Annotated in this window: 24 protein-coding genes; 15 read left to right on the forward strand and 9 right to left on the reverse strand. The window is 37.4% G+C overall.

Annotation, left to right across the window (positions count from 1 at the left end):
- Positions 1-506 precede the first annotated feature (506 nt).
- The 5 genes from uraD (at position 507) to M028_RS31580 (ending at position 4,571) form a co-directional block, all read left to right on the forward strand.
- On the forward strand, positions 507-1,028 hold the full coding sequence (gene uraD / locus M028_RS33665) for a 2-oxo-4-hydroxy-4-carboxy-5-ureidoimidazoline decarboxylase (RefSeq protein WP_026575590.1): 522 nt from the start codon (positions 507-509) through the stop codon (positions 1,026-1,028).
- Entirely contained in the window at positions 1,029-1,982 is a 954-nt protein-coding gene (gene pucL, locus M028_RS33670; RefSeq protein ID WP_026575591.1) for a factor-independent urate hydroxylase, read from the forward strand. It abuts the gene before it with no gap.
- Positions 1,979-2,338 (forward strand): hydroxyisourate hydrolase, encoded by a 360-nt coding sequence (uraH, locus tag M028_RS0120895; RefSeq protein WP_026575592.1) that lies wholly within the window; start codon positions 1,979-1,981, stop codon positions 2,336-2,338. Before pucL ends, uraH begins: the two co-directional genes overlap by 4 nt.
- Positions 2,339-2,348: 10 nt before the next feature.
- Positions 2,349-3,710 (forward strand): allantoinase AllB, encoded by a 1,362-nt coding sequence (gene allB, locus M028_RS0120900; protein ID WP_026575593.1) that lies wholly within the window; start codon positions 2,349-2,351, stop codon positions 3,708-3,710.
- A gap of 411 nt (positions 3,711-4,121) precedes the next feature.
- Entirely contained in the window at positions 4,122-4,571 is a 450-nt protein-coding gene (locus M028_RS31580) for a J domain-containing protein (RefSeq protein WP_197031439.1), read from the forward strand.
- A gap of 205 nt (positions 4,572-4,776) precedes the next feature.
- On the opposite strand, the gene M028_RS0120910 is transcribed toward M028_RS31580, so the two are convergent.
- Together M028_RS0120910 and M028_RS0120915 are read right to left on the reverse strand one after the other, a co-directional pair.
- Complete coding sequence (locus M028_RS0120910; protein ID WP_026575594.1) at positions 4,777-5,886, reverse strand: GerAB/ArcD/ProY family transporter; 1,110 nt, start codon at positions 5,884-5,886, stop codon at positions 4,777-4,779.
- Between the two features lie 697 nt (positions 5,887-6,583).
- The gene (locus M028_RS0120915; RefSeq protein WP_026575595.1) at positions 6,584-7,246 is read right to left on the reverse strand and encodes a TetR/AcrR family transcriptional regulator; all 663 of its coding nucleotides are present in this window, start codon (positions 7,244-7,246) and stop codon (positions 6,584-6,586) included.
- Positions 7,247-7,473: 227 nt separating this feature from the next.
- Here M028_RS0120915 and M028_RS0120920 point away from each other — a divergent pair, with 227 nt between their 5' ends.
- The 6 genes from M028_RS0120920 to M028_RS30625 all read left to right on the forward strand — a co-directional run bounded on the left by M028_RS0120920 (position 7,474) and on the right by M028_RS30625 (position 12,644).
- Positions 7,474-8,112 carry a nitroreductase family protein gene (locus tag M028_RS0120920; protein ID WP_026575596.1) on the forward strand — a complete coding sequence of 213 codons (639 nt, stop codon included), beginning with the start codon at positions 7,474-7,476 and terminating at the stop codon, positions 8,110-8,112.
- 31 nt (positions 8,113-8,143) lie between these two features.
- Complete coding sequence (locus tag M028_RS0120925) at positions 8,144-8,440, forward strand: putative quinol monooxygenase (protein WP_026575597.1); 297 nt, start codon at positions 8,144-8,146, stop codon at positions 8,438-8,440.
- Positions 8,441-8,647: 207 nt separating this feature from the next.
- A complete protein-coding gene (locus M028_RS0120930) occupies positions 8,648-9,295 on the forward strand; it encodes a TerC family protein (protein ID WP_231510847.1) in 648 nt (215 codons plus the stop codon).
- A 151-nt stretch (positions 9,296-9,446) separates the two neighbouring features.
- Positions 9,447-10,220, forward strand: a complete 774-nt coding sequence (locus tag M028_RS0120935; protein WP_026575599.1) for an alpha/beta hydrolase — start codon at positions 9,447-9,449, stop codon at positions 10,218-10,220.
- Between the two features lie 493 nt (positions 10,221-10,713).
- Positions 10,714-11,916 carry an FtsW/RodA/SpoVE family cell cycle protein gene (locus M028_RS0120940; protein ID WP_026575600.1) on the forward strand — a complete coding sequence of 401 codons (1,203 nt, stop codon included), beginning with the start codon at positions 10,714-10,716 and terminating at the stop codon, positions 11,914-11,916.
- Between the two features lie 263 nt (positions 11,917-12,179).
- Positions 12,180-12,644, forward strand: coding sequence for a DNA-binding response regulator (locus M028_RS30625; RefSeq protein WP_231510848.1), 465 nt, complete (start codon positions 12,180-12,182; stop codon positions 12,642-12,644).
- Between the two features lie 337 nt (positions 12,645-12,981).
- On the opposite strand, the gene M028_RS0120955 is transcribed toward M028_RS30625, so the two are convergent.
- Positions 12,982-14,133 carry a pyridoxal-phosphate-dependent aminotransferase family protein gene (locus tag M028_RS0120955; protein ID WP_026575601.1) on the reverse strand — a complete coding sequence of 384 codons (1,152 nt, stop codon included), beginning with the start codon at positions 14,131-14,133 and terminating at the stop codon, positions 12,982-12,984.
- Positions 14,134-14,338: 205 nt separating this feature from the next.
- Complete coding sequence (locus M028_RS30630; RefSeq protein WP_051591135.1) at positions 14,339-14,611, reverse strand: hypothetical protein; 273 nt, start codon at positions 14,609-14,611, stop codon at positions 14,339-14,341.
- Positions 14,612-15,077: 466 nt separating this feature from the next.
- On the opposite strand from M028_RS30630, the gene M028_RS31585 reads away from it, so the two are divergent.
- A complete protein-coding gene (locus tag M028_RS31585) occupies positions 15,078-17,153 on the forward strand; it encodes a GH25 family lysozyme (protein ID WP_051591136.1) in 2,076 nt (691 codons plus the stop codon).
- 206 nt (positions 17,154-17,359) lie between these two features.
- On the opposite strand, the gene M028_RS0120975 is transcribed toward M028_RS31585, so the two are convergent.
- The 4 genes from M028_RS0120975 to M028_RS0120990 form a co-directional block, all read right to left on the reverse strand.
- Positions 17,360-17,818, reverse strand: coding sequence for a staygreen family protein (locus M028_RS0120975; RefSeq protein ID WP_026575602.1), 459 nt, complete (start codon positions 17,816-17,818; stop codon positions 17,360-17,362).
- A gap of 113 nt (positions 17,819-17,931) precedes the next feature.
- Positions 17,932-19,158, reverse strand: a complete 1,227-nt coding sequence (locus tag M028_RS0120980; protein ID WP_026575603.1) for an NAD(P)/FAD-dependent oxidoreductase — start codon at positions 19,156-19,158, stop codon at positions 17,932-17,934.
- 269 nt (positions 19,159-19,427) lie between these two features.
- A complete protein-coding gene (locus M028_RS0120985; protein ID WP_026575604.1) occupies positions 19,428-19,895 on the reverse strand; it encodes a hypothetical protein in 468 nt (155 codons plus the stop codon).
- Positions 19,896-19,916: 21 nt separating this feature from the next.
- The gene (locus M028_RS0120990) at positions 19,917-20,396 is read right to left on the reverse strand and encodes a GyrI-like domain-containing protein (RefSeq protein ID WP_026575605.1); all 480 of its coding nucleotides are present in this window, start codon (positions 20,394-20,396) and stop codon (positions 19,917-19,919) included.
- 117 nt (positions 20,397-20,513) lie between these two features.
- Here M028_RS0120990 and M028_RS0120995 point away from each other — a divergent pair, with 117 nt between their 5' ends.
- Positions 20,514-21,476 carry a helix-turn-helix transcriptional regulator gene (locus M028_RS0120995; protein WP_026575606.1) on the forward strand — a complete coding sequence of 321 codons (963 nt, stop codon included), beginning with the start codon at positions 20,514-20,516 and terminating at the stop codon, positions 21,474-21,476.
- 4 nt (positions 21,477-21,480) lie between these two features.
- Here M028_RS0120995 and M028_RS30640 read toward each other — a convergent pair whose 3' ends face one another.
- On the reverse strand, positions 21,481-22,074 hold the full coding sequence (locus tag M028_RS30640; RefSeq protein ID WP_155925696.1) for a LysR substrate-binding domain-containing protein: 594 nt from the start codon (positions 22,072-22,074) through the stop codon (positions 21,481-21,483).
- Positions 22,075-22,344: 270 nt separating this feature from the next.
- Here M028_RS30640 and M028_RS0121005 point away from each other — a divergent pair, with 270 nt between their 5' ends.
- Together M028_RS0121005 and M028_RS0121010 are read left to right on the forward strand one after the other, a co-directional pair.
- Positions 22,345-22,545 carry a cold-shock protein gene (locus M028_RS0121005; protein WP_026574136.1) on the forward strand — a complete coding sequence of 67 codons (201 nt, stop codon included), beginning with the start codon at positions 22,345-22,347 and terminating at the stop codon, positions 22,543-22,545.
- An 845-nt stretch (positions 22,546-23,390) separates the two neighbouring features.
- Positions 23,391-24,314, forward strand: a complete 924-nt coding sequence (locus M028_RS0121010; RefSeq protein WP_026575607.1) for an ABC transporter substrate-binding protein — start codon at positions 23,391-23,393, stop codon at positions 24,312-24,314.
- Positions 24,315-24,957 lie beyond the last annotated feature (643 nt).

A 24,957-nucleotide genomic window follows, 5' to 3' on the forward strand; every position in this document is an offset into this window, starting at 1 on the left:
AAAAATATAATTTCCATCGGCTGAGTTTGCCACGAATAAGATGCATCTTGTTTGGTACAGGCAAAATAAACAGCCTTTGGCCAAGCCGAATAAATGGCGCCAATACACATTGGACAAGGCTCGCAGATGCTATAAATCTCCAGTCAGTCAGCTAAAAGTCATTCGTATTTTTTGACAAGCATCTCGAATGGCTTGAACCCCGGTGTGACCAGTGGGATCATTAGAGGACGTTACTTTATTCCGACTTGTACCATTTCCCATCTTTCACAACGATCACCCCAAAGGGTCCGCCGTGACTATTGAACACATTCTAAAGTGCGATCTCAATGGCTTTTTCCATAAAAGGAAAATCTGACATAACAACCACTTCTATCTTATATATTAAAGTAAACCTTTGATGATCGTTCGTCTTTTGGATATTATTGGGAAAAATGAAAACATGAACCAGTCATGATTAGGCAGGGGGATGCTCGCTTTATTGCTAGCCCAAGCAAAGAGAAAAGGAGATGAATGATATAGGAAGATTAACATTTCAGAAAGTCAATCAAATGAACAAAGAAGAGTTTGTTAACACCTTTGGTTGGATATTTGAACACTCCCCATGGGTGGCAGAGAAAGCATGGGAGCGTCTGCCAGTTCAATCATGTAAAGAACTCTTCCAAGCCATGATTACAGTGGTCCAAAATGCAGAGGAACCTTTACAAGTGGCACTGCTCCGTTCCCATCCCGATCTCGGAACCAAATTAAAAATGTCGGACGTTTCTCAAAAAGAACAAGCAGGAGTGGGCTTAAATAAACTTTCGAGGGATGAATACGAGGAGTTTGTTTCGCTTAATCAAAGATATGTTAAGAAATTTGGTTTTCCTTTTATCATGGCTGTTAAGGGACAAAACAAAGATTCAATTCTTTCTGCGATGAAAGAACGGGTGGACAGTAACTATGAGGTTGAATGTATTACCGGAATAAATGAGGTTTATAAAATCGCCGGGTTCCGTCTAAACGATATCTTTGAAAAAGGAGATGAGTAAATGCAAAGAATCATGAGTTATGGAAAAGAAGCTGTTTGGGTTTATCGTACGTATGCAAAGCCACTTACAACGGTTCGGTCCATCCCTGAATCAGCCTTTACGAGGCGCGAGAATATCCTTTTTGGAATGAATGTAAAGGTGGCAGTGGAAGGAGATGCATTTCTTTCCTCCTTTAGAGAAGGCGACAATACGGTAGTTGTCGCAACTGATTCCATGAAAAATTTTATTCTCAAGCATGCTGGGGATTATGGGGGGGCAACTCAAGAAGGATTTTTGGAATTTGTAGGTCGCCGCTTTCTTGAAAAGTATCCACAAATGACTTGCGTCAAGATGTCCGGCGAGCAAATTCCCTTTGAAGAGCTTCCCGTACCAGCCAAGGATCGTTTCGCGCCAAGTCCTTTGGTGTTTCGTTATTCTTTAAATGAGCAAGCTTGTGCATCTGTTGAAGTGAAACGTACAAAGGACGGAATAGCTACAACTGACCAAATAAGCAGTTTAAAGGGGCTTAAACTTATAAAGGTGAGGGGTAGTTCTTTTTACGGCTACGTGAAGGATGAATATACGACGCTGCCAGAATCCTATGACCGTCCGCTATTTATCTATTTAAATATTGATTGGCGTTATAAGGATATGGAGGATGCAAAAGGAAATACACTGGAGGGATATGTGGCAGCCGAGCAGGTAAGAGATATTGCCTGTACCATTTTTCATGAAGAAAACTCTCCTTCCATCCAAAACCTAATTTATCGGATCGGTAAAAGGATACTGCAGCGTTTCCCGCAATTAGTAGAGGTTCGCTTCGAGTCCAATAACAGGACATGGGAAACCGTCTTAGACGAAATTTTAGCATCAGAAGAAGGAAAAGTATTCACTGAGCCTCGCCCGCCTTTTGGCTTTCAACGATTTTCTCTGACACGCGAGGATGTGGAGAATAATGGGGAGTCAGGCGAATGACAGGAAAGCTGACAACCCATGTTCTGGATTTGAGCATAGGAAGGCCAGCAAGCGGGGTTTTAGTGGAATTATGGCTGGTGGGGGCAGGTCATCAGTTTGAGTTCTTACAGAATCGCTATACAAATGAAGATGGAAGAGTAAACCAGCCGCTCCTGGAGGGGGAGTCCATGAAAAAAGGAATCTATGAAATTCGGTTTCACATTGGAGAGTATTTCAGGAAGAGCGGAACAGTAATGGGGGACCCATCTTTCCTTGAGTGTGTTCCAGTCCGTTTTGGAATCTCCCAACCTGAGACTCATTACCATGTTCCCTTGTTAATCTCTCCTGGGGGCTACAGTACTTACCGAGGAAGTTAGGGTGAAACAGATGGAAACGGAGTTATGGGTAAAAAATGGTCTGGTTTTTACGGATGCTGGATTTCAGGAAATAAGCATAAAAATCAAAGATGAGCGAATTGACTCCCTAGTAAATGATGAAGCTGAACCTTTGAAAGGAACAAACAAAAATGTCATCGATGCAAGCGGCTGTCTTGTTGTTCCCGGTTTTATTGATGCCCATGTCCATTTTAATGATCCGGGACGAACCGATTGGGAAGGAATGGAGACAGGCAGCCGTGCAGCCGCTATGGGCGGAACAACCACCATTTTTGATATGCCGCTCAATTGTTCCCCTTCTATTACTAACTACCAAAACCTACTAGAAAAAAAGAATTATTTAACCTCTCTATCATATGTTGATTATGCTCTTTGGGGAGGGTTGACAGGCACAAATCTTGAAAGCCGGGCAGAATTGGCACAAATGAGTAATGGAATTATTGCATGGAAAGCGTTTATGAGTGAAAGCGGAATTAAGGATTTTCCTTTGGCTTCACCGAAGGGTTTAAAACAAGCGATGCAAGTGGCAAAGGAACACAATAAAATTCTTGCCCTCCATGCGGAATGGGAGGAGGAGATTGTGAGACTGACTACTTCTTATAAGCAACGACCTGGTATAAATGAACGAAAAGCCTTTTTGATGAGCAGACCTATTGCAGCAGAAGAAAAGGCTGTAAATTATGCCTTAGACCTTGCCGCAAAATATGGAACAGCCATTCATTTTGTTCATATAAGTTCCGCAAAAGTAGTCGCACAGATTGAACTAGCTAAAAAAAGCGGCGTAAACGTAACGCTAGAAACCTGCCCGCATTATCTTATTTTTGATGAAGAAGATTTCTTGCAGCAAGGAGCTATTCTTAAATGTGCGCCGCCGCTAAGGGTTCGGGAAGAGGTCGAAGGATTATGGGAATGCCTTTCGATGGGGATGATTGATACGATTGGATCCGATCATTCCCCCTGTCTTTATACGATGAAAACAACAGACACCATTTGGAATGCTTGGGGCGGAATTCAAGGAGTACAATTTACATGGCTTGCAATGCTCGATGAGGCTTTTAAGCGAAAAATAAAACTAAAACATATTCTGCCTTTAGGGAGCTCACGTGTAGCGGAACGATTTGGAATTGCGGATCGAAAAGGGAGGATCCGTCCGGGATTGGATGCTGATTTAGTGTTGATCCGATTGGATGAAACGACTTTTGCGGATAAAAAATCCTTTGGTTTTCGGAATAAATTTTCCCCATATGAGAATAAGGAATTTTTAGTCAAAATAAAAAAAACGATTTTACGGGGCAAGGTTATTTATGACGACCAAACAGGTATAACAGAAGAGAAAATTGGTCTGTGTCTATAACCATGGAGGGAGCATCATGAGTCCATTTCCCAACAATCTGGGGTACGCTATGTGATTTATTGTAAGAATCTGGATGATATCTGCGTGACAGATTTGGTGGGTTTGATTCCCACGCAGTCCCGTCAACTATCATCATAACATACCGCACGGTGCATTTTTTCACTGATGCGGTTTTTTTGGTTATTTTAGAACAAAAGGTTCCCATTGCTCTGCCTTTGATTTGAGCTTCGATATTTCGTTCAAAAGATAATTTGCTTCGTTGAATTCATTAAACTCTCTTTCCTTATGTTTAAATAGCACATCTCCCATTTACATATATTGCCAAGGGAGGTAATTAAACCTATGATAAATGGAAAATGCATAGTAGGATGTATTTAAAACGAATATTTTATAAAGAACCAGAATACTATTTTGAAAGAAATAAAACGTAAAAGTGGGAGCTATCTGACCAAAGAGGGTGAAAAATACATGGGATCTAATGCAAATTACTATCGTATTTTAGACGTCCCCTATGATGCAACTTATAATGAAATTAAAGAAGCTTATCGAAAAAAAGTAAAAGAAGTACATCCAGATACGGAAAAAGGGAATGAAGAACAGTTTAAAAGAGTGAAAGAAGCATATGAAACGCTAAAAAATGTAGGAAAAAGAAAGCGGTATGACGACCTCCTTTTCAAAAAAACGTGTAATGTCACAGCTCATCAAAAAGAGGAAGCTTCCGCTAAAACAAATTCTTACATAACGATCATAAAAATACAAAGTAAAAAGCACAAACAGGTTAGCTTTTCTCCTGCAATCATAAATGCAGCTCTTATTCTAATTGGAGTTTTGGGAAATACTTATTTTAATAAAAAGAAATAATAAAAGGAATCAATAAACAATGGTCCAAAAGCAGCCGGGTCCACATTACCGGGGTATGTATTCGAAATTAAACTTCTTGTTATTTCCCTTTATTAAACTCTCTTAGTTGCATACAATTTTCTCCCGAATACTCGGTAACCAGTTCAAATAGATGAACCATAAAATACTATGCGAAATAGTAGTAGCGACATAAATGGCTGTTTTTTTAATTTATATTCGTATCAGGTTTTTTCTTCCTATTTCGAAAGAATGCGATAAGCAGTAAGAGGCTTGGAATGATTATTTCAAAAGGCCAATTTAAATAGATTATTATAAATTTTAGTCCTTTAATAAACTCAGCAAACGTCGATGCAACGGTTAAGGATGCAAATAAAATAATCAATCCAATGGGAAAGCTCAGCTTTTCCATTTTTTTATGCTGAAATAGATCCGATGTAGCTGCTACTGCAGCATAGAAATACAGTGATATTTTAAAAAAACCTCCAATGATAAGGTAGAGCATAAAAAGAACATCCAGCCGTTCGATAAAACTTGCCAGTTGAATTCTTGAAACGGTAGTGAGCAATGGAAAGTTTGAACGGGTATAAAGTTCTGGACCAATAGTTGAAATCGTAATAATCACAGTAATGGTAATATTAATCCCACTTAAAATCATCCCGCCAATGCAAACAAATTTTATTTTCTTCGGTTCATTCACCAAGGGGAATATCATCGTGAAAACAAGTATTTCTCCAAAAGGAAATAGAAATGTTTCATGGAGAACCGTATTAAATACTGGTTTCCAGCCATTTTCAAGGATAGGCTTAAGAAATTCAAAATGAATTAACCCGGAAAAAATAATTAACAAAAATCCAAATATGGCCATTAAATATACAATGCCAAAATAAATCTGTCCCACTCTTGCGATGACTTCTAAACCTTTATGAACGCCATAGATGATGGTCAAAACCATCAATGAATTGATGATGAATAAGGGAGTACTTGTATAAACAGTCGTTACCAAGAGTTCCCCAAAATCTCGTAATACTCTTGCATCAATATAGATAAAGTAGATGATATAGAAAAAGGCGATAATCCGGCCCGGCCATTTTCCGGCAATTTTTTGTATATAACTGGTTAGAATTAATTCTGGGTAAAAAAGAAACAGACGATAGTAAACAAAGAAGGCGATCAAACCACCTGCTAACCCTAATAAAACAGCAATCCATGCATCCTGTTTTGCATTTGCTCCAAGACCAAAGAGGATGGAACTACCCATTTCAAATAAAAATACTAGTACGAAAAGCTGGGAAGCGTTTATTTTAATCTGATTCATTTACTACGGTCCCCTTTGCTAAGCGTAGTTTTATTACGTAATCCACAACGGATTCACGCGTAAGCCTACAAGCCGTCTTGAAGCTTAGGAAATCAATTGTTCCAAGCGTAGCCTATAATTAGGTAGATTTCCCCAAAAAGTCCAAATTATCCTTAGTGTGTCTTGGGTTGCTATTCCTATTTCTGCTTATTTTACGGAACACTCTAGATATGTAGCGCGAATTGGGTCAAATTGCATATCCTGTTTTTTAGCATTTATGGTTATGGTGTTATTTGGGAATTTGAGATTCGAATGAAAAAATTGTTGATTCCGATTATCATTGACTTCCCATTTTGGTTAATCATTGCTCAGTGACAGATTTTCCGGAAGAGTTAAGCGCCCGATCAAGTAAATAAACGGAAAAATTTCGCTTAATTAGAAAATTTCATTAAAAATGGCTTAAATAGAGGAAGAGATTACGCTTATTGACTCGAAAAACGTGAAAATGGGGGATTTTGCTTTGTATAATCGGAAAACCTTCCCTTATTTACCCCGAAACAAGCTCCATTCCGAATATAACGGAAAAATCTCCGCTTATTTCTTACTTTCGCTGGTTACTTAATTAGGGAACTCAATGTATTCCTTTCAAAAGTTCGTTTACAAACGTATAGCTCCAAATCAAAAATTACTAAAGACCCTTACCAAGGCGTAAGAGTCCTTAGATGGCTGTCAGCTTTTTGAGGATGTTTTCTACCATCGCATGAATATCTTCATTTTCCGTGTTTTGCAAGTACTCGGGCTTTAGGACCTGGGTTTTCTTCGCTACATAATAATCCAATAGAGCCTGTTTCAATGATAATTCTTCTTCCACTAAAAAGGCTGTATTCACCAATTTCCCTAGTACAGCTTCATCCTGAATAATTAAGATCGAGGGATTCAATTGATTAAATACTTCTGATTTCATGCCATTTCGATAAAAGGTACGAATCGCAGATAATTGCTCTTTTCTTGAGTGCATCTTTTTTTCATAAAGATGGATACAGCTTGTTTTTAAATCAGTCAAATAAAGATCTGAAGCATAGACAGCTGAAAGAACAGCTTGTTCAAACACTTTTTGGAAACGAAGGGGATAGGATAACTCTTCATTGGAAATGGTTTGACCAGCTTCATTTATATAATCAATACAGAGATTCGTCAGCTCCATAATAATGTCTTCCTTCGAAGAAAAGTAGTTATACAAGGAAGCCCGGCTTAAATTCATCGTATTTGCGATATCTTGAATGGTAAGGGAAAGGAATCCTTGAGTCCGAACGACATGGATTAATTTTTTTACATAGGCTTTTCTCATCATCTGTCTTTCATCAGGTGCAATTTTTCTCAAACTACCACTCCCTTTATCAGGAAAATTATATCATAATCCAATGGTGTTCATTCAAATTCTGATATTCCAATTCTTTTCAGTTTACAACGAAAAGAAAGTGGAGTAAGGTTATACACAGATAACATTTTAGGCATTTTATAATATTTTTGTCTAAAATGATTAAAATTGTTTAAAGAACTTAAATAATATACTCATAATGAAAAGAGGAAAATATAACTATGACTACTATGACTACAACACAAGTTACGAATGATTTTAATAAAATTGTGGCAGAACGCCGCTCCATTAAAAATTATGATAAATCCGTGAAAATCAGCCATGAAGAAATGACTGAAATTCTTACATTAGCAACACGTGCTCCTTCTTCTGTTAACATGCAGCCATGGCGCTTTCTTGTAATTGAAAGTCCTGAGGCAAAAGCAACACTTGCCCCACTGGCACGTTTTAACCAAACTCAAGTTGAAACATCAGCAGCCGTTATTGCCGTATTTGGTGATTTGAATAATTTTGAGAAATTTGAAGAAATCTATGGCGCAGCTGTAGAGAAGGGATTAATGCCTTTAGAAGTAAAAGAAAGAATTCACGCTGCCTATTCAGGCTATTTTGAAACGATTTCACGTGAAGCTATGGAAGATATTGTTTTAGTAGATGGCGGACTTGTATCCATGCAGTTGATGCTTGCTGCCCGCGCTTATGGATACGATACAAATCCAATTGGCGGATATGAAAAAGACAAAATTGCGGAAGCATTTGGATTGGATAAAGAACGTTATGTTCCGGTTATGTTAATCTCGATTGGTAAAGCAGCAGATAACGGACACCCATCGGTTCGTCTGCCTATTGATCAAGTCGCGCAATGGAAGTAATGAAACCTAAATAAGAAGGGATTGACGTTCGATGATTATTATTCATGCCACATTCCATATAAATCCAGCGAAACAGGATTTGTTTCTAGAGGAAATTCAGCCGTTAATTGCTGCATCAAGAGAAGAAAACGGAAATATTTCCTATCGCCTTCAAAAAGATACCGAAAACGAAAATGTATTTACAATGGTGGAAGTTTGGGAGGATATGCAAGCTGTTGGAAAGCATAACTCAAGCGAGCACTTTACCAAGTTCGTAGCAAATGCAAAAGACTTTTTGACTGCCCCATTAGAGGTTAAAGCATTTGAGGGGCAGCCAATAAAATTATAGATTTCGGCCTCATAAAGAGAATGATAGGGTGAACCGTATTTAATGGGGTTTTTTTTCAAAAACAAAAAAGCCTATTCAAGAACAATAAATCTTGAATAGGCTTTTTTTTAGCTGCAAGTAATTAAAATCGAGTCTTTTATTTACCTCAAATTAATATAATGACTTAGTTAGCTTGTTCCAGAGGTGAATAGATTGGAGATCTTTGGTTTGTCTTTTGCGGTTCTTTTGGAGGTTATTTTAATCAATATTGTATTAAGCGGGGATAACGCAGTTGTAATTGCGATGGCATCACGTAATGTTCCAAAGAAGCAACAAAAGAAAGCCATTTTTTTGGGAACAGTGGGAGCTATTATTTTACGTTTAATTTTTGCAGTAGCAATTGTTTACCTACTAAAATTACCTTTTGTAACTTTTTTAGGTGGTCTGCTTCTCGTGTATATTGCTATAAAACTTCTAATCGGTGAAGATCATGACTCTCATCGAGAAGGGGGAGCAAGTTTCATTTCTGCTGTGAGAACCATTATTATGGCTGATGCCATCATGTCCCTTGATAATGTACTAGCTATTGCTGGTGCGGTTGAAGGAAATATAGCCGGTATCATGATTGGAGTTATTGTAAGTATTCCTCTCGTTATCTTTGGCAGCCAAATGATATTAAAGGCAATGGAAAAGTACCCCATCATTTCTTATGCTGGTGCTGGAATATTAGCTTGGACAGCAGGTGAAATGATGGTAGGAGAACCAAAATTTGAGTATATTCTTCCTCACGATTACCATTTATTGATTCCTGCTGCTATAACAGTTCTTGTCATTGCTTGGGGATATTTAGCTAATAAGATAAGGAGCTTTTCTTAAATTTGTTTCTCTTGATAAAATATGATCATATAGGGGCTTTTTGGACAGGCTATGATTTTACCAAACTATAAAAATACAAGTATGAATTTATATGTCCATCCACTAAAGTTCAATAAGGATTACGAATCATAAACAAAGGTGAGGGAAGACAATGTTGGAATTTCATTCTATTCCTATAAATGCATTCAATGAAAATAGGAAAATAAGAGTATATGTGCCGGATCATTATCAATCTACACAAACAAATTTTCCCGTGCTATATATGCATGATGGACAAAACGTATTTAATGATCGTGAAGCAATAGGTGGGGTATCTTTAGGTTTAGAAAAGTACCTCAATGATAAAAAATTGGATGTTATTGTAGTTGCCATCCATCAAAATAGCAAAGAGAGATTAAACGAGTATTGTCCTTGGGCGGATGGTGCATATTGTGAAGATGTCCTAGGAAAACCTAGTACAACAGGAGGTATGGGGAAACAATATGTTGATTTTATTGTGAATGAGCTTATTCCATTTATAGATAGTAAGTATCGCACCTTGCAAAACGCAAACGCAATTGCGGGTACCTCTCTCGGAGCACTTATATCAACATATGCTGTTTGTGTTTATCCTGAAGCATTTCAGCATGTAGCGGGAATTTCCTGTGCGTTCTACCGCAACCAGGAAGAAATTGAGAAACTTTTATTTGAGTCTAATTTGTCACATATTAAAAGTTTTTATATGGATTGCGGGGACAAAGAAGCTAAAAATGATCATGTTGTAAGTGAGAAATTCCTAAAATCAAATGAAAGAGTATTTGAAATAATAAAGAATAAAATTCCTTATTCGCAATTTAAAGTGGTTAAAAATGCAGAGCATCATTATAAATATTTTATTGATCGAGTGCCCCATCTATTTACTTTTTTAAACCGCGATATGAACTGATCAAGATGATTAGAAATATTTATGTTGAAATACAGATAAGAGCCTTATGTTGGTGTCAAAGGAGCTCTTTGCCGATTTGGATGTATTTCCTAGTCGTTTAATATCAATATCTTATAATCGTATGATGCCAAGGTTCAATCGTTTTTATTTTCTAATTTGCCTAAACACACTTCTTGAAATTAAGCAAATAACACCTGCTACTTTACGTGCAATTTTCTCAATCAATTGAAAGAAAATCATTCCTTTTGAAGAGTGTTACTACCTATTGCTAAATAAAAACACCTTATATTTAAGGTGTTTTTCGTTTTTTTCGTCTTCCTTTTAACTCGATTCATAAAATAATCAAATTATAGTTTATTTGTAATAAAATCCTAATACTTTTTTGCTATAGTAAAGCCGGAATTACCTTTTCATATACAAAGTAAGATTTCGTCATAATTTATGATACAAAACTACTAAAAATTTTTTAGAAATTAATAAAGAGGAGGCAATGATGTTTAAGAAAATTGTGAAATCCTATGATTATACTTTAATTATTGCGATAACTTTATTATCTCTCTTTAGTTTAATCATGGTCTATAGTGCGAGCATGGCTACTGCTGTAGAAAGATATGGAGTTTCCAGTGATTATTTCTATCAGAAACAAAAATTATTTTTACTATGTGGTGCTTTTTTCTTTGTTATCACTGCCTTATTCCCTTATAAAGCCTTGAAAAGCAAAAAAGTACTTATAACGATTGTTTTTTCATCCATTTTTATACTAATGGCTCTTTTTCTCTTTGGACATGTAGCTGGGAATGCACAAAGTTGGTTTAAAATTGGACCGTTTAGTATTCAGCCTGCAGAGTTTGTTAAGCTTTGTGTGATTATTTATTTATCTGCACAGTATGCTAAAAAACAGGAATATATAAATGAATTTAAAAAAGGGGTTATACCTCCTTTAGTTTATTTAGGAGTAGTTTGTATATTAATTGCCATTCAACCGGATTTCGGTACAGTTGAACTTATTTTATTATTTTCTGGAGCAATCATTATTTCTTCTGGAATCAATATTAAAAATTTATCGAAACTAGGGACACTTGGTGTTATAGTACTGTTACCATTTTTTCTTCTTTTTTATAATAAAATATTCACATCAACTCGAATGAATCGTTTTGAAATTTTAAAAGATCCATTTAAGTTCCAAGAAACCTCTGGATATCACCTTGTAAATTCATACATAGCAATTGGTAATGGTGGAATAAATGGATTAGGATTGGGAAAAGGAATCGAAAAGCTTGGTTATTTACCAGAATCACATACAGACTTTATTATGGCTGTTATTGCTGAAGAGTTAGGAATATGGGGTGTTGGTTTTGTAATCATTACATTAGCGTATATAGTGTTAAGAGGGATTTATATTGCATTGCAATGCAAAGATCCATTTGGAAGTTTACTAGCTATCGGTATTTCAAGCATGATTGGCATCCAAGCTTTTGTTAATCTTGCTGGCATCTCTGGCCTCATCCCACTTACTGGTGTCCCCCTACCATTTGTCAGTTATGGAGGATCTTCGCTAATTCAATTAGCCATTGCTGCAGGAATTTTAGTTAATGTTTCAATGTTTGTTAATTACGAAAAGAAGTATAAAAAACAACAGAAACAAAACGCTGAAAATACTGTTAATAGGAAAAATATTTATTATCTTACAAAATAAAGTGGACATATTTTTGTCTACTTTTTTTACTATAAGGATCTTTGAAATCTTGGACGCAAAAGAAAAGAGGCAATAGACATTTTAAAGGATCCAGTGAACGTAAAAAGCTTGTCGATAAGCCTAAAAATGGCCTTACTGACAAGCTTTTTTTCTGAGATTTTTACCATATAAATGGACTGATTTTAAGAAGGGCTTTTCGCAGTGTTCAAGGGGTCAATCCCCTGGTGGAGTAAAACGTTAGCTTATCGGGTGGCAAAAGGTATTTGGATTTCGCTTATATTCGTCCCGCCATCCGGATTTGCTTTGAGGTCGACGGGTATGGCCCTCACCTAAAGAACATAAGCAGATGGCAATTTTCCGACAACCTTGAACGTCAAAACCAGTTGGTGATTGACGGATGGACCGTGATTCGATTTTCTTATGACCAAATAAAGGAAAAGCCTCGTCGATGCCAACAGATTGTTCAGCAAGTGATTGGCCAATGGCTAGGTGATGAATTGGACCAGACATCTTTGTCCTTTGTCGAAAAGGAAGTGCTGCGGCTAGCGATTCGGAAAGGAGAAGACATATCCCCTAAAGAAGTTGAGAAGTATTTGAAGCTATGTGACAAGACGGTAAAAAAAGTACTTTCTCAACTGGTCGACAAAAAGATGTTGATTCCCGCATCTGGGATCAAAAGGATTCGCTCTTATCGGTTGGGGGATCAGGTTAAGCACCCAATCAAATAAATAAACGGAAAAATTTCGCTTAATTAGAAATTATCATGAAAAATAGCTAAAATAGACGTACAGATTTCGCTTATTTACTCGAAAAACGTGAAAAAGGGGGATTTTGATTTGCATAATCGGAAAACCTTCCCTTATTTTCCCCGAAAAGAGCTCCATTCCGCATCTAACGGAAAAAACTCCGCTTATGTTTTACTATCGCTGGTTACTTAATTTAGGAAAAAAATTTTATTTTAATAGGAAATGAGATGGAAACCATAAGGGAGCAAGATTTTTAAAAAAAACCCCTAATTATGAACGAAACCCACTCCTTAAAAAAGAGTAGGTTCTTTAATTGTTCTTAATTTTTTTCTCTATAGGCATCTAAGAATAGTTGTCCAAGATTACCCTTTCCTTTGAAACCTAAATCACGTAGGCCATGATCGATCACGGTTAATACAGAAAGAACTTTTTCAACGTAGGCATTTTCACCCATATGACCAATACGCAAGATCACATCTTCATATTGCGCCAAAGAAGTAGCAATGAAGAGATTGTATGTTTCTTGGATGTGTTGTTGTAATCGTAATGCGCCTATTTCTTCTGGAATGATGACGGCAGTTACCGTATTGGAGGCTCCTGATTCTAAGAATAAGGTTAGTCCATATTCTTGAATAGATTTCCTTACTGCGTTCGCAATTTTCGCATGTCGGTCATAAACCGCCACTTGCCCTTCTTTTAAAATATTGTCCAAGGCAACATCTAAAGCTTCAATATTGCCAGCAGGCATCGTATAAGGCAAGGTTCCTTTTTCAAGATATCCCTCGAAAATTTGCAGGTTCGCATAATAGGAAGCAATTGGTGTTATACGGTTATTCATCGCTTTTTTAGCATCCTCACTAATGGAAACGATCGCTAAGCCAACAGGTGCGGAGATCGACTTTTGAGTACCTCCACAGCAAATATCGATTTGATTTTGGTCGACATCGATTGGTTCACCAACCATACCAGCTACTGAATCAACCACTGTTAGAATGCCATATTCTTTTAGCAGGGGAGAGAGTTGACTAACATCATTTAAGATGGAAGTTGGTGTATCACAATGAACAAATGTTGCATATTTGAAGTTATGATCTTTTTCTAAATAGTTGCGTAATTCTTCAACAGGTATGTCTTTATGATAGTCAAAACTTAAGAGAACAGGTTCTCCTCCATACATTTTGACAAAATATTGAAAACCTTCACCATATATACCGTTATCGAGTACAAGGACACGGTCACCAGGTTCAGTTAAGCTCGCACAGGCAGCTTCCAAAGCTAGAATCCCTTCTCCGGCAAGCAGCAGTACTTCATTTGTAGTCCCCATGACCTGGCCCATCTTTTGGCACACCTCATGGTAATAGTGGATGAATTCTTTATCAAAATCAGGGTTATTTGTTTTTTTAGCTAACGCTAAGCGTACATTCTCACGTACGTCCGTTGGTCCTGGGGCATAGTTTGGTTTAAATCGCATATGTATCGTTCCTTTTTAAATTAGAGTATTTTATGGAGTAATAGTAGCAAATAATTGGTATATTTAAAAGTATCAGTTTATCCGAAAATCTAGTGGTTAGTTTAAATAAAATACCGATTTATGGATCTGACATAGTTGGAAATTTGTTGCTTGATTTAGCTGTTTAAATTGTTCCCAGACATTATTGTTTTAATCATAGCTTTCTCTATATATGGAAAGTAAAAGACCACTGATATTGTGGTGGATAAATTAGAGGGACGGGTAGATTGACATCATAAAAACCAGTTACATGATCTCCAACTGAAACCATAACACGGTCCAAAAAATAGGTTGTTGAACTAATAACGAAATTTACGATTGAACCATCTCCTCTTAATAAGGACATTAACTTAAAACACCCTTTTAAATCCTCCTCTGAATTTACTAAATAATTTTGTATCATGGTAACGGTACCAGCGAAAGAACTGAATTTTTTCACCTTTTCCACTCCTTTATAAATGAATAATAAACGAAATTCAATCCTCCAAAAACCTCGAGAGCGGGAGCTATGCAATGTTTTCATGAAAATTCAGCTGGCCTTATAAATTTTATGATGCTGGTGATTGGATATTACTTATTAAATAAAGGGCAATAATTCCTTTAGACTGTCAGAAAATCATCATGGTGATCACTATGATAAGGAGTAGGTTATGTATAACCATATGTAAATGAGGTTTTTGAAATTCTTGGTACTGAAACGATAACTAATTTAATCAATTTTCCCTTTTTCCTCTCTTCAAAATCATACCCAAATATTGGCTTGTGTTGTGTGTTATTACCAATTATTCAACATTTACTCATATGCTATCCCTTATGTATGATAGAATTAAAAACTAGTAGTTTTCCCATAAGGTAGTAGATTGCTAGAATACATAATTTTATATCAGATTTAAGGGAGAGAGACTATGAAACATGCAGCAAAGTGGATGCGCTCGTTTATTTTTGTTGTTCTGCTGATTAGCGTTCTGCTAACGAGCCATTCTGCAGCTTTGGCGTCTGGAGGAATGCCGCCAGCGACAAGCGCCAATTTAAAAGGGATTGATGTATCGCATTGGCAAGGAACTATTGACTGGAAGCAGGTCAAAAACTCAGGTATAGCTTTCGTCTATGCAAAGGCTTCTGAAGGTACAGCATATACCGACCCTATGTTTTTGACTAATGTGAAGGGAGCAAGGGCAGCAGGACTTCCGATCGGTGCCTACCACTATGCACGTCCGAGTGCGCCCTATAGCCCTGACGATGCAAAAGCTGAAGCGCAGTATTTCGTCAATGTGATGACGAATGGAGGTATGGGCGATTTTGGAGATATCATGCCTGTTCTTGATTTAGAACAACCTGCTAAAACTGGAACGCTAACTTCCGATGAAATAGCCAGTTGGGCAAGAGTTTTTACCAATACGGTAAAGTCACTGACGCATCGCCAGGTAATGGTCTACACAGGTGCAGGGTTTGTACAGCAGTACAACAATTTTGGGGGCCAGCTTTCAGATCTTCCCCTTTGGATTGCCATATGGACAAATACTCCACCACCAGTTGTTGGTGGGTGGACCCAATGGACGGCTTGGCAGTATAGCGACAAAGGTATAGTCCCAGGAATATCGGGGGGTGTGGATGTAGATTATGGCCCAACGTCAATCGATGCATTAAAGGGGAACCTGAGTTACACGGTTGTTTTTAAAGATGCGGACGGTACGGTCTTGTCTACTGAGCAGATTGGATATGGATCTACGGCTAATCCTCCCGTAAATCCAGAGAAAACGGGTTATACATTCACAGGCTGGGATACCGATTTCAGCAATGTTACATCAAACCTAGTGGTAACCGCCCAATATAAGATTAAACAATTTAAAGTCGTGTTCATCGATTCCGATGGTACGGTCCTTGATACTCAGAAGGTAGCGTATGGTTCATCTGCCAATGCACCTCAAACTCCATCAAAGGATGGATATTCATTCTTACAGTGGGATCAAGCATTTAACAAGATAACGTCTGATCTTACGGTAAAGGCTGTTTACGAACCTAAAGTCTATACGATTATTTTCAAAGACTATAATGGAACCATTTTGAGTGATTCAAAAGTGAAGTATAATATGCCGATTACAGCACCTGCACAGCCAAGCCGGACTGGCTATACCTTTACAGGCTGGAATCAGAAGTTTACAAATGCTACTTCCGATTTAACTATTACTGCCCTTTATAAGATTAACCAATATCAGGTTACCTTTAAAAACGACGATGGCGGGGTCCTTAGCTCTCAAAAGGTTAATTATGGGGCAAAACCTTTATCAGTAAAAGTTCCCGTTCGAACCGGTTATACATTTGTCGGCTGGTTTAAAAGTTCAAAAGATACCGTTCCATACAATCTACAAACACCGATTAAATCTGCTGTTGTCCTATCTGCACGCTATGCAAAAAACACGGCAGTACCGGGTGGGGTGAAAGCCACTTCAGCAGGTTACAGCAAAGTAAAGGTCACCTGGGGGGCTGTTTCTGGAGCACAAGGCTATCAAATTTATAGGGCTACAACGAAAACGGGAACATACAGTTATCTCTCTACAACATCCAGTTCTTCTTACACAAACAGTGGTTTGGTAACGAACCGAGCGTATTATTACAAGGTTCGAGCATACCGAGTGGTGAATGGTACGAAGGTTTATAGTTCCTATTCGACTATTGTAAGTGGTACGCCGGTCCTTGCGGCACCGACTGGATTAAAGGCATTCAGAGCAAGCAGCACTTCAATTAAACTGACGTGGACAAAAGGGACAGAAGCCAGCGGATACGAACTTTTCAGGGCGACGTCCTATAAAGGCGTATATACGAAAGTAGCCACTCTAACATCGGGTTCTACTATTAGTTATACAAATACTAAACTATCGAAAGGCAAGCTGTATTACTTCAAACTCAGGGCCTATAGAACAGTAAACGGCAAAAAGATTTATAGTGGATATTCAAAATCCGTATACCTAAAAACATATTGAATTCGATACTAGTTTTAGCTACCTTAATTGTGCGTTTTTCAGTCACAATTGGGTAGCTTATTTTTTTAAAGAAAGGAAGGAGGAGTTCGTGCTTGACCCCCAATGCTTTAACGTTGTACAGTGCCGGGGGTCTGGCACCAACACTGGGCACCAACACTACAGTGGTGGGGGAAGAGGCTATGTTCGTTGTGACATACAATTTTAGATTATGATCTGGATGAAAAATGGTGGAAGGTTCCCCAGCTTTCTTGTCTAGCAAACTGGGGATAGGCGGACATAAAGTGAATGATGATTGTCGCTTGATCTAGATTAGGGTAAGCGTTGAAAAAAAATCTGTCGCCGTATCGAATAGCTGTTAAGGCAAGCGGTAATTCACGTCTAAATATTTCATTGCGTTTTGCTGCTTGATTTTGGTTATATTGGCCTTGATCAATATGTAAATAAACACAATAATAAAAGGTACCTCCAATTTGTTTCCATTCACCTAATACTTCATCTCGCATAGGATTGATTTTATCCAAGGCATAATGAATTCCAATGATTAAAAACAGATCTCCAGTTAAATCAGAATGAGTGAGCGTGTAGCTCCTTGGAATAACAGGACCCGTAGCTGCAATCCCATCCATGTATTCAACAGATAGTTTTTCAGGATTGAAATTGTTCAATGCAATCAACTCCAATCGTTTTTTAACTATTATGCTGATTTTCCTTTATTGATTCATCCTACAAGCCACAACATGACATCCAATAAAACCAGAAAAATAGGGACAACTGTTTTTCAACTCTTGTTAAGCAGTGGGCGTTCTTGCAAGTATAGAGCTATATCCGGAGATTCCCCTTCAACAATTTCCTTTACAATAATCTTCGACAGCAATTGGCTGTAAACCGTCCCGTTATCACCAAAGGCAAACAGGAAATAGCTATTTGGAAATTCTCCATACTTGCCGATAATCGGAATGCCGTCCAGCGTTCCTCCATAAAATGCAGCTAAGTAATATTCCGGCTGCACTTGAATAGTGGGGAACATTTTATTAAATTCTTCAATTAGTTTATTCTTTTTGTGAATCAGTTTACTATCGCGATCGTCATGATACGTAGTATTATCATCCAGTCCGCCTATGATAATCCGGTTATCCCTGGTTGTCCGCATAAATAAATAAGGACGGGCGGTTTCCCAGATGAGAGTCCTATTATACCAAGGGGAGAAACTTTCGACTGGATTGGTTGTTACTGTATAGGTACTTACAAAGGATGCTTTTTTCTCTTTTTTCATTTCTATTCCTTCATAACCTGCTGCAAAAATAATATATCTCGCTTGTATAGACTTGCCATTCTTTGTTGAAATAATCATTTTTCCCCGTTCTTTATCAAAATGATGACCATTCATTTCCGTATGTTCATATATATGAACCCCTTTACTTGCAGCATGCTCCAATAGTGCATGGGTAAATCGGAAGGGATTGATTTCGGCATCATTGTATGAATAAATTGCAGCATCCCTGCTAAAAGGATATTTAGCTTCAATATCTTCCTTAGTTAAAAAAGTAAGTTCACAGTTATGCTGCTTTAAAAATTCATATTCTTTTTTTAACCTTTCAACGTCTTCTGCGCAGCTTGCAGAATAGAGGGTGTCTCTTCGATTGAACTCACAATCAATGGAGACGCTGTTTGAGGCTTTCTCAATTTCATCAATTGCTTCCTTTAGTAATTGTAAATGTTTTTCGATGTAATCAATGCCAAAGGTGTTGATCAAATCGGTAAACATTTTTTCACCAGAATATTGAAGAAGGGCTGTATTCGTACTAGTACTGCCGCTGCCAATTGTTGATTTTTCAATTACAGCCACATCTAAATTAGTATCAGCGAGGTAATATGCACACTGCGCCCCGGAGCTCCCTCCGCCAATGACTAATACATCACAAGATAGGTCTTCTTCCAATGCTGGGTAGGATGGTGCATCAGGAAAAGTAGTAGGCCAATAATAGGTTCCAGATTGTAAATTCATTTATATCCCCCAGTTTAAAAAGTATAATGTTACTATTTCCATCCTCATTTTGTGTATACCAAAAGTTTCTACCCAGATTGGACACGAGAAATAATAAGTAATGGTGAAGGGATTAAGGGAACTCCATGAATTTCAAGATAAAACGGTAAGGTGAAATCGATATTCAAATGAATAAAAAGCCCTCATTTAGATGCTTTACGGTGAATCGTTAAGGTTTTTGAAAAGAAAGAAAAAGCACCCTCTCATTTAATGAAAGGGTGCTGCTATGGTTAATATTCTCCTTTTATGACAAAATACGAGCCTCGAATGGTTCCAGCCAATTTAGACTTCTGCCTAGCAAACTTAAATTTCCCCTCGAGCTCCTTCGGTACCTCCATACCCTCAGAAAGCTTAAAACCAACGGCTCGCTTCGGCTTAGGGCCATCAAGTGTAAACAGGACATTGACTGAAAGACCATCTTCGTAAAAGACGTAAGTCCAATCGATATTTTCCACTTGAAAACGCGCCGTCTCCAAAGGTTTAGCCGCAAACTCAAGAGCCCGTTCATTTTTCAAAATTTGATTCACATAATCAAGGGTCTCCGCGCTTTCGCTAGCAGGTACAACGGTAAATTCATGCTTGTATTTGTTCATAAAATAACGGGCTTCATTCGCGCGTAAACCAGCAAGCGCTTCTGCGACTGGAGAAGACTCTAAACCAACCGTAGAAACTTGTTTAAAATCAACCATATAGGACATTTCCATCCTCCAATTTCTTCGTTATTTTCTCACAACAGGAATCCACATTTCACCAAAAAGGTCGCCGTTTCGTTCTCCCATCTCAACCGCTGCATTTGGTCCGCCAACATAGGCAAAATCCTTTGCTTCTGGCAAAACTTGACCAAAGGCAATGCCTGTTAGCACGTTCCTCAGCTCTTCAGCTGTCTTTGCTTCGCCCTTTACAACGAGGTATTCCCCTTTAGGAAATTGGATTAGTCTGTCTGCTTCTGGTAACGATTGCTCTGTCATGACGCCAACATAAGTCATCATCTTGCTATTTACTGCTTCGTTGACGGCAAAAATATAGTCATTTGCAGCTATGGACTTTAAAGTATCAAGCGTTCCATCTTGTTTGATAGCTTGCCAAAAGTCTGACTTTTCCTTGTTTATACCAGCATAGTCTGTGTAATGACTCTTAAGCTCAGTACCAATACCTAGAACGGTAAAGCTATCTTTTTCTTCCAGTTTAAAATCTGCCATATTGTATCCCATCCTCTTTTTTTAAATTAATCAAATGACTTGTTTTTTCACTTGATGAGTTTATAATAACCTTAAATCATGTCAAAAAGTGATACTGTTTAGGAGGTGCGCAGCTGAATGAAAAAAGTTGAGCGGATAAATATCATCATGAGATATATCAACAACCGTGCCCACTTTACCATTGCTGAAATCATGCAAGAATTTAACATCTCTCGTTCAACAGCGATTAGAGATATCAGAGAAATTGAAGCAATGGGGATGCCATTTGTTGCGGAAGTGGGACGGGATGGGGGATATTTTGTCATGAGCAACTCTGTACTACCTACTGTTCGCTTTACCGATAATGAGGTCAAAGCACTTTTTATTGCGTTTATGGCCACAAGAAATCAACAACTCCCTTATCTAAAGAGTCGTCAGTCTTTAGCTGAGAAATTACTGGGCCTCATCTCAGAAAACCAGCAAGATGACCTTGTTCATTTAAATCAAATCTTGCTTTTTGAAGGGAGCAATCCCAATAATCCCGACCTGCTTGAGCTGTCAGATCTCCCTCATCCTATATTAGAAAAACTCATTCAACTCCTTCTTTTGGATCGCTATTTATTGATTACTATTGAAGAAGAGAAGATGACAAAGTCTTATCCCATTTATCTCTTAAACCTTTATCGTGAAAAAAGTCTATGGTTAATTGAAGCTTTTGACTTAAAGGGTGAACAGAAGCAGGTTTTTCCTGTAGACAATCTCACCGATGTCGCGCCATATCCTGTGAAAAAAAGAGTAAGTAAGAAAAAGATTTTAGAGAAACTAAGTAAGAAGGAAGAAGCAGTGAACCTTGTCCTCGAACTTGGTCCAAAGGCGATTGCCCAGTTCAAAAAATACCATCCGTTAAAAGTTTCTATTTCCTATACGAACCCATACCAAACGACAGCCATTCTAAAAACTTTTATCGATGTTCATCATTCAGAGGAATTGACCGAAATGACGAATTGGCTCCTTTTTTTAGGCACGGATATCAAGATCAGGGAAGTGCCAGAAGAAGTTTTAGAAGGATTACAAGAGAGATTATCCCTATACTGCCCCTAATATATCATTCAGCTGAAACAAACTTCAAAAATTCACGAACAGCAGGTGAAGCGTACTTCTTTTTTTTTGAAATAAATTTTAAATTCCAAGGAATACTTGGATTGACGATGGGAATCGCCTTGATTAAAACTTGGTCGACTTTTTTGGGTTTTGGGAAAATCGAAATCCCTAAGTTTTCGCCGATCATTCCACTAATAAAATCCCACTCAGTACTTTCGTAAGCAACTTTTGGACGAAAACCAACTTGTAAGCATTCTTGAATAATGAGTTCATGAAAACCAAAGTCTTTTTTAAATAGAATAAAGGTTTCATTTTGTAACTCTTTCATTTCCACTTGTTCCCTCTGCGCTAATGGATGGGAATGATGGACGAAGAGCGACAGTTCATCATGAACAAACGGAATAACATCAAATTCCTTTTCATCCACTGGTAGAATAACTACACCAAGATCTAATATCCCGTCTTTAACCTTCTGTTTAACCTTTTTAGAATCATTTTCAAAAATCTTTATTTTGATATCGGGGTAAAGATTATTAAATCCTTTAATGATTTTTGGGAAAAACAAAAAACCAATGATTGGTGGTATCCAGATTTTTATTTTTCCTTTTAAGTGCTAATCATTTTTGAGCACTAGCACTAAGATAAATTATGAATAGTATAACAGCAAGGAATAGGGATTAGTGGGGAGTAACTGGTATACCGAATATTTTGTATTCTTGAAAACACTTTCAATTAATGTTATTGTATAGATGAATTATTTTTGTTCGGTGTAAAGGATAGTATAAGTTTTAACTTTTCGTCTTGATGATCACTGAGAGCAAGGATAGTAATACATTGTGTGCTGATAGTGCACTAGGAGGCAACCAAAATGGAAAACGGTAAAGTAAAATGGTTTAATAGCGAAAAAGGTTTCGGATTCATCGAACGTGAAGGTGGAGAAGACGTATTCGTTCATTTCTCAGCGATTCAAGGTGAAGGGTTCAAAACTTTAGAAGAAGGTCAAGCAGTTACTTTCGATGTTGAGCAAGGACAACGTGGAGCACAAGCTGCTAACGTACGTAAAGCTTAATTTAGAAACATTTAACAGGCTCTATTTTTAGAGTCTGTTTTTTTATTTTTTCTTAAGAACAAACAAAAAACCCCACTCACGGATGAGTAGGGAATTCCAAAACAGTAAATCAAATGGTAAGAAAAGTATAGCACACAATTAGATAATCTCCTAATTTTTTTCTTCAGGTAGAGTTTAGACTGTAATATATGAACTAAGTTTAACTTATAGGGGCTATTTTTTCAGAAACAACAACCATTTTGGTAGCTATCTTTTATTTAACTAAAGTGGCAGTTAAACAAGGATTGATTTCAAAATGGACTGTTAAATCCAGAGGAAATTTAAATTAAAGTGTAGAAGTCTATCGATGGGGAAAATTGCTTCATAAAGTGGAGGGTAAATTTCTTTGATATAGACAGTACTTTACTTGACTTGACTATGATTACGCAGCGAGGGAAGGGATATTAGATTCTTTCCGAACCAACCATTATCTTCGTTCTTTTACGGAACAAAAGGCTATTGAAGTTTAGAAGGAACTTTCTAGCCAATACTTTGGAAAATTTTTAACTAATGAGTTGACATTTCAAGAACAGAAAAGTTGGCTATTTTATTGAATAACTCCCTTTAAAACAACTGGATATTTATGTTAAAATACAGATGAGATTCTGAAGGCTTGAACTTAAATCAACTCGCAGTTTAGTTGAAAAATCAGAGCGTTTGGAATAAACATTATAGAATAGTAAAATCTTTTACATTAACTCTAATTGCTAAATTATAGTCAAGAAATCAATTGCTGAAGAAATGTTTGATTGGATAAAAATTGAAAATAAAATATTAATAGACTTTAACTTAAGGAGGCTATCTAAATGAAGGTATGCTCGTTTTTACCGGCCGCTACCAATATGATCTATGAAATGGGACTAGAAAGATATCTGAATGGAGTCACATTTGAATGTCCATCGGATAAACCAAAAGTTGTTCGCATCCATCTCGAGGGACGTAATCTATCAAGTGCAGAAATTGAAACTTTTGTAACTGAATCATCAAATATGGGAAAAAGTTTATATTATGTGGATATGGAATTATTATCAGAAATAGCACCGGATCTTGTGTTTACTCAAGATGTATGTGACGTATGTCAAATTAGCACCTCTATTGTTCAAAGAGCCATTGGATCCCTTAAAAAGCAACCAAAAGTGGTACCATTAATACCTCGAAGGCTACGGGATGTATATCAGAATGCACTAACCATTGCAAAGGAGCTAGGAGAAGAAAAGATTGGCCTTGATTACTTAGCTTCCTTACAAAAGAGAGTACGTGCAATTACTGACAAACTTCGTGAACATCAAGTAGAACCAAAAAGAGTGATGGTTATGGAATGGTTAGACCCCATTTATAATTGTGGGCATTGGATTCCCGACCAAATCTCTTTGGCGGGTGGAGTGGATATGTTGTCCAATCCTGCAGGTTACTCTGTAGTGACTCCTTGGAAAAAAGTACAACAATATGATCCAGAAGTATTGGTTATTGCACCTTGTGGTTTTCAGGTGGAACGATCGATACAGGAAATCGATCAGCTAACAAGTAAACCGGGGTGGGGAGAATTGACTGCAGTAAAAAACAAAGCAGTCTATCTTGCAGATGCAGATTTCTTTACAAGGCCAAGTACCACATTGGTAGACGGAATTGAGTTACTAGCTGCCCTCTTCCATCCACAACTGTTTGAAATTCCAGAAACATGCCTGAAAAAGGTTGTTCACATTTCAGATACAGAATTATCATCGGTGTAAGTGATAATTTCTCATCAAGGATTTAGCGGGTTTCCTCTAGTAAAAAATCAACATTAAGCTTTAACATAGCCATAGTTTAAGAGAAAGTGGTTTTGCCGTAGATCGAACCTACTGTTTAATAAATTTAAGCCTTTTATTCCATAATCGGGCGCTTTTCTTGAATAAGAAGGCGTCTTTTTGTATTGTACTGGATTCTGGAACAACACTTTGTGGCAGCTTTTTCTTATTGCGCTAAAGGGGCAGGTTAGCGGAAGAAGGAAATAGAAAATAAAGGTAGAATTTATTTAAAGGATTGAAATAGTTAATTGGGAGTTAGAAGATGAAAAATAAAAAAAGAAATAGAGACGGCTTTATTAAAGATACCCTAATTGAGTTTATATTTGAAGTGGTTTGGAACATCTTAATGTTTATACCAAGAATGATAATTCGCTTAATAGGGAACTTTTGGTGAAATAGTTAGTCGAAATAGAGCTAATGAGGGCGATTGCAATAAGAGCTGTCGTTTTTACAAACAAGACAGCATTCCTGTAATAAATGAACTGTAAAAGGATAGGTTTGTGAATAAACGTAGTGGGTTGCTTGGAAGGTTCCGAAACCACTTCCTCCATTGGAGTACTATGCTACGGTTGCAACATGTCTATTC

Origin of the sequence: Bacillus sp. UNC438CL73TsuS30 (assembly GCF_000482325.1) — a bacterium.
Classification (GTDB): Bacteria; Bacillota; Bacilli; order Bacillales; family Cytobacillaceae; genus Neobacillus.

What these genes read in the sequence shown, in the direction of transcription:
- uraD (WP_026575590.1), top strand. Translation starts at nt 507, where the DNA reads ATGAATGATATAGGAAGATTAACATTTCAGAAAGTCAATCAAATGAAC.
- pucL (WP_026575591.1), top strand. Translation starts at nt 1,029, where the DNA reads ATGCAAAGAATCATGAGTTATGGAAAAGAAGCTGTTTGGGTTTATCGT.
- uraH (WP_026575592.1), top strand. Translation starts at nt 1,979, where the DNA reads ATGACAGGAAAGCTGACAACCCATGTTCTGGATTTGAGCATAGGAAGG.
- allB (WP_026575593.1), top strand. Translation starts at nt 2,349, where the DNA reads ATGGAAACGGAGTTATGGGTAAAAAATGGTCTGGTTTTTACGGATGCT.
- M028_RS0120910 (WP_026575594.1), bottom strand. Translation starts at nt 5,886, where the DNA reads ATGAATCAGATTAAAATAAACGCTTCCCAGCTTTTCGTACTAGTATTT.
- M028_RS0120920 (WP_026575596.1), top strand. Translation starts at nt 7,474, where the DNA reads ATGACTACAACACAAGTTACGAATGATTTTAATAAAATTGTGGCAGAA.
- M028_RS0120925 (WP_026575597.1), top strand. Translation starts at nt 8,144, where the DNA reads ATGATTATTATTCATGCCACATTCCATATAAATCCAGCGAAACAGGAT.
- M028_RS0120935 (WP_026575599.1), top strand. Translation starts at nt 9,447, where the DNA reads ATGTTGGAATTTCATTCTATTCCTATAAATGCATTCAATGAAAATAGG.
- M028_RS0120940 (WP_026575600.1), top strand. Translation starts at nt 10,714, where the DNA reads ATGTTTAAGAAAATTGTGAAATCCTATGATTATACTTTAATTATTGCG.
- M028_RS0120955 (WP_026575601.1), bottom strand. Translation starts at nt 14,133, where the DNA reads ATGCGATTTAAACCAAACTATGCCCCAGGACCAACGGACGTACGTGAG.
- M028_RS31585 (WP_051591136.1), top strand. Translation starts at nt 15,078, where the DNA reads ATGAAACATGCAGCAAAGTGGATGCGCTCGTTTATTTTTGTTGTTCTG.
- M028_RS0120980 (WP_026575603.1), bottom strand. Translation starts at nt 19,158, where the DNA reads ATGAATTTACAATCTGGAACCTATTATTGGCCTACTACTTTTCCTGAT.
- M028_RS0120985 (WP_026575604.1), bottom strand. Translation starts at nt 19,895, where the DNA reads ATGTCCTATATGGTTGATTTTAAACAAGTTTCTACGGTTGGTTTAGAG.
- M028_RS0120990 (WP_026575605.1), bottom strand. Translation starts at nt 20,396, where the DNA reads ATGGCAGATTTTAAACTGGAAGAAAAAGATAGCTTTACCGTTCTAGGT.
- M028_RS0120995 (WP_026575606.1), top strand. Translation starts at nt 20,514, where the DNA reads ATGAAAAAAGTTGAGCGGATAAATATCATCATGAGATATATCAACAAC.
- M028_RS0121005 (WP_026574136.1), top strand. Translation starts at nt 22,345, where the DNA reads ATGGAAAACGGTAAAGTAAAATGGTTTAATAGCGAAAAAGGTTTCGGA.
- M028_RS0121010 (WP_026575607.1), top strand. Translation starts at nt 23,391, where the DNA reads ATGAAGGTATGCTCGTTTTTACCGGCCGCTACCAATATGATCTATGAA.